The organism is Pseudoalteromonas luteoviolacea DSM 6061 (assembly GCF_001625655.1).
GTDB classification, from domain to species: Bacteria; Pseudomonadota; Gammaproteobacteria; order Enterobacterales; family Alteromonadaceae; genus Pseudoalteromonas; species Pseudoalteromonas luteoviolacea.
In genome coordinates, this window is record NZ_AUYB01000037.1 from 1 (window position 1) to 4023 (window position 4023).

Annotated in this window: 5 protein-coding genes; all 5 read right to left on the reverse strand. The window is 37.6% G+C overall.

Going from position 1 to position 4023, the window contains the following annotated elements:
- Window positions 1–93: 93 nt before the first annotated feature.
- Window positions 94–492 (reverse strand): FosG/FosC2-related fosfomycin resistance glutathione transferase, encoded by a 399-nt coding sequence (gene fos, locus N475_RS02210; protein ID WP_063364610.1) that lies wholly within the window; start codon window positions 490–492, stop codon window positions 94–96.
- A gap of 119 nt (window positions 493–611) precedes the next feature.
- Window positions 612–1403, reverse strand: a complete 792-nt coding sequence (locus tag N475_RS02215) for a PD-(D/E)XK nuclease domain-containing protein (protein WP_211270588.1) — start codon at window positions 1401–1403, stop codon at window positions 612–614.
- Between the two features lie 665 nt (window positions 1404–2068).
- Window positions 2069–2674: a HEPN domain-containing protein gene (locus N475_RS02220; protein WP_063364607.1), complete on the reverse strand. Its 606-nt coding sequence runs from the start codon at window positions 2672–2674 to the stop codon at window positions 2069–2071.
- Between the two features lie 73 nt (window positions 2675–2747).
- The gene (locus N475_RS02225; RefSeq protein ID WP_063364608.1) at window positions 2748–3398 is read right to left on the reverse strand and encodes a hypothetical protein; all 651 of its coding nucleotides are present in this window, start codon (window positions 3396–3398) and stop codon (window positions 2748–2750) included.
- Between the two features lie 123 nt (window positions 3399–3521).
- The gene (locus N475_RS02230) at window positions 3522–3893 is read right to left on the reverse strand and encodes an SMI1/KNR4 family protein (RefSeq protein ID WP_063364609.1); all 372 of its coding nucleotides are present in this window, start codon (window positions 3891–3893) and stop codon (window positions 3522–3524) included.
- Window positions 3894–4023: the final 130 nt, after the last annotated feature.

Sequence of the window (4023 nt, forward strand, 5' to 3'; positions counted from 1 at the left end):
ATTTACTATATAGAAGCATCACCAGCGCCGCAGGGCTTGTTCAACACCCAGATAAGGTGTCGGTTTCGCGACACCTATCCTTATTTGTTATGTTTAAAGCCAAACAAGCCCACTGTATGGTTTCGTTCTTAGAGATTTTAACCTGCTTTCCAGCGAACCCGAATGTATCTCTAGCTTGTGGCCATCAGGGTCTAAAATGTACAGTGATTGCCCTTCACTTTTGTTCTCTTTCCAAACATCTACACCCAATGAAACGATACGCTTCGCAAAGGCGTCAAATTCTTCAGATGCAATATCAAAAGCGACGTGGGTATAGTCGGCTTTTAGGCAAGGTTCATCGAATGAAAGACAAAACCAGAGCTCACCTACAGATAAGTAAGCTCCCTTGTCCCATTTAGCATGAGCAGTGAACCCCAAAATATCCCTATAAAACTGAAGAGAGGATTCCAAGTCACTAACTGCAATAGTGATATGATTTAGTCCTAAAATCACCGCTTCCTCCATTAAACATAACGCACGCCTAACCGGCGAAAAATGCTTGGCTAAAATGAGCGACGAAGGAGCGCAAGCCAAGCGTTTTGCGTCCTTTGGTTTAGGCGCTTGTTAGTACTCTATTGCTCAGGAGTAATGAAAACAGAAATTGGAACACCATTTATTTCTTGTGATAAATCACTTTCAATTCCCCTAGGGTTAGCAACGCGCCCTTCAGGATCATAAACAAAGCATACTAGTCTGTTACAATCTGGATGAACTTGATAACGGAGAGAGTCAATAATTAGTTGTTCACCGACCTGTTTAGAAGTTAGCCCTTTACGAGTTTTTTTAATTTCTATTACTATCTTTTCCTTTTTTAAAAGGAAATCAACACGGGAAGCTGCTCCAGCATAACTAGGGGTATACTCTTCAGCACGAACATCTTCAAAATATATTTTAAGTAGAGCATGAAATAAATCCTGCACATCATACTCATCTTCAATTTCGATTGTAGGTCTAGTTGAATATCTGGATCTTAATTGTCTTGCTACTTTATGGAACCGTCTGATAAGAAGTTCAACTTGATCTATAGGTGATAGTTCTTCTTTACTCTGTGCTGATTCCTCATCCCAATATTCTTTGACTTCATCCACAAACGAATCTATCAGTGTCATTGCTGACTTTATGCCTGAATAGTAGGCTTCATTAAAAGCTGAATCAGGAGTGCCGGTAGAAAACATCATTAACGAGTATCTTATATCTGTAAAATCTTTTAGATGGCGTGTTCCCTCACCAAAAATCCTTTCAATAGCAACCTCAGAGTCTCTACGCCATTTTTTATAGTCTTGATGCCCTCTACTTAACTGCAACAATTCTTCGGCTTTTTCTTTTAGTTTTGTTAATTTTCTAATTGCTTCAGACTTATTCAAAACTCGATGACTCCTTGAGTACTAACGCTTGCCGTAAACGGCACAAAATAGCAGGCTAAAATTGGCGACGAAGGAGCACAAGCCTGCTGTTTTGTGTCCTTTGTTTGACGGCCTTGTTAGCTTTCTATTAATAAATTCTTCTTTGCCTACTCCAATTGACAAAAATGCTACCTAGTACAATAAATACCAAGAATACCTTTAATTCATACCTGCCCTCAATTTCAATATCTAAAAGCAAAAAAATTGAAAAGAAAATCATATTGGTAGATATAAGCAAGTACCCTAAATAACCATAAGTTGGTTTAGAAACCGACCTAAGTATTCCTTTTATTCTTTCCTTACGACGATTCAAACAGCAATTGCCTAGTATTATAAAAAGTACATGAGGCATTAGTACCAAGCTAGCCATTCCCAAAGTTTCACTACTAACCCCTGATTCATACACATTCCATAATGTATAAATAAAAAATCCAACTGATACCACAGCTAGACTATAAAATAAATAAGCTAGGACTGAGTAGATTAACCAGATTATGAGGAATTCTCCTATAGTATGGGGGAAGCTAACGCTTGCCGTAAACGGCACAAAATAGCAGGCTAAAATTGGCGACGAAGGAGCACAAGCCTGCTGTTTTGTGTCCTTGGTTTTACGGCCTTGTTAGCACCTATCGGTTAGAAACAAACCCGTTTAAAGACTCACCTAATTCTTTGATAAGAGTATCTTCTAAATTAACGGCTAAATTTAAGAGAAACTTTCTATATGAAATAAGAATATCATCCGTGAGTTCATCGGATTTACAAAATGCTTCATGAGCAATTTCATGACGGCAATTTAGGAGCGTGTTCAGTTTTTTCTTTGTCTTTTTATTATCTAACTCACCAGAAGTTATTTGACTCATAATATTGTCCAGTCCAAATACTTCCTTAAATAGTGTATTTATACCATTTGCACTAGGAGTATTAAAACCAGCAATGGATCTCTCCATTTTTTGTTCCATAACTTTTAAGACGGCTTTGTTCTTAGTATCGTACACAACAAAAGTAAAATATCGCTTAGCTAAGTTCTCAACAAACCCTTGCCAAGATGCAACCATATAAATCAAATAAGCTTGATTTAGCAGCAAGCCTTTATAATCCAACTGATCACAATCATTCTGTTTTAAATCTTCTGAAATTTTATGAATGACATCTATTCTATATAAATTCTTTCTAAAGTTATGAAAAGGTGTCTTTTTACCAATCATTGTAAAAATTTTATCTAAATCCATCATAGGTGCTAACGCCGCCTTAAGCGGTGAGTAATAGTTGGCTAAAATGTGAAGCGAAGCGGAACCGAGCCAACTGTTACGAATCCGACTTTAAGGCCTTGTTAGCCATCAATTTCATTAAACCCTCTATATCAGGTTCATTCTCTGGCTTTTTATTAATATGAGCATGGTAAGATTGCTGGTCTGGCCCCCAATCATGATATAGCCCCGTATTTGGTTCATTTAAAGATGCGGCTTGTGCATCTGTTATTTCTAAACTTAATTGAGATAGTTTATTTGGTTTACTGCTTCCTACTAATTTAGCAAAGACAACAACATTGTATTTGCCAGCGAAAAACTTAAAATCAGCACCATCTTCTGGGAGAAGGAAATGATGATCCGCTGTAACTCCCTCTTGAGGAACAAATAAGCCACTGCCTCTTTTTAAATCCCCTTTCTCTCCATAAACCCAAACATTAAAATTTTGTTTTGATTCATTACGCTGAATTGAAACATGTAAACTTTCGATAACTTGACCTCGTTTAGAAGTGCTATATAAAAGTGTGCGTAAATAAATTTTATTCTTTGGGCTGTTAAAGTTTGAACCATCAGGACCGAAAAAAACAACCGTTGGTTGAGTCATAACAAGCTCACCTTTACAGAAAAAAGTAAGCCAAGCTGTGACACCTGAAACAATTAAAGCTAAGCATGAAAAAACAAGGCTAACTAAATACAATTCTTGCGGCAATGTTCAATCTCCATTTGATGGCTAACGCCGTTGTAACCGGCTAATAAAAGTTGGCTAAAATTTGTGAGGCACGAACAAAGCCAACTGTTATTTGTCCGCGTTTACAACCTTGTTAGTTGTGCGTTACTCGCCAGCCTCTAGAACCATTTGCTTAGCCCATGCGGTCACGTTTGCCCACTTTTCATCGGTAGTTCCATTGTGCGACCAAAACACCACCTCACCATTATTATTGATGCAATAGTAATCTGAGTTGTCTTCACAGATAGGCATAAGCTCAACAGGTAAATCATAAAACTTTCGAGCACTCACCAATACTTCGTATATGTCAGCATAACTAGGGGGATCGACGATTTCCAATGCTTCAAGTGGAGCATCTCCTAGATCATATCCAGATTTAATGAATGCCACATACTCGGGTGGAAAAGTGAAACCTAGCTTTTCTTGAGCTTCTGCAATTTCAATGTCGGTAGGTATTTTCACTTCGAATTCTTTCATTTACTCTGACTCGTATTAAGTACAACTAACGCCCTAATAATGGGCTAAAAATAGTTTGCTAAAATGTTGAGGAACGAAAACAGCAAACTGTTTTTAGTCCTTATTAATTAGCTTGTTGAACGAAGCCGCT

Bases quoted from the DNA above. Each gene is read 5' to 3' on its own strand.
- N475_RS02220 (WP_063364607.1), bottom strand. From the start codon at position 2,674: ATGATGGATTTAGATAAAATTTTTACAATGATTGGTAAAAAGACACCT.
- N475_RS02230 (WP_063364609.1), bottom strand. From the start codon at position 3,893: ATGAAAGAATTCGAAGTGAAAATACCTACCGACATTGAAATTGCAGAA.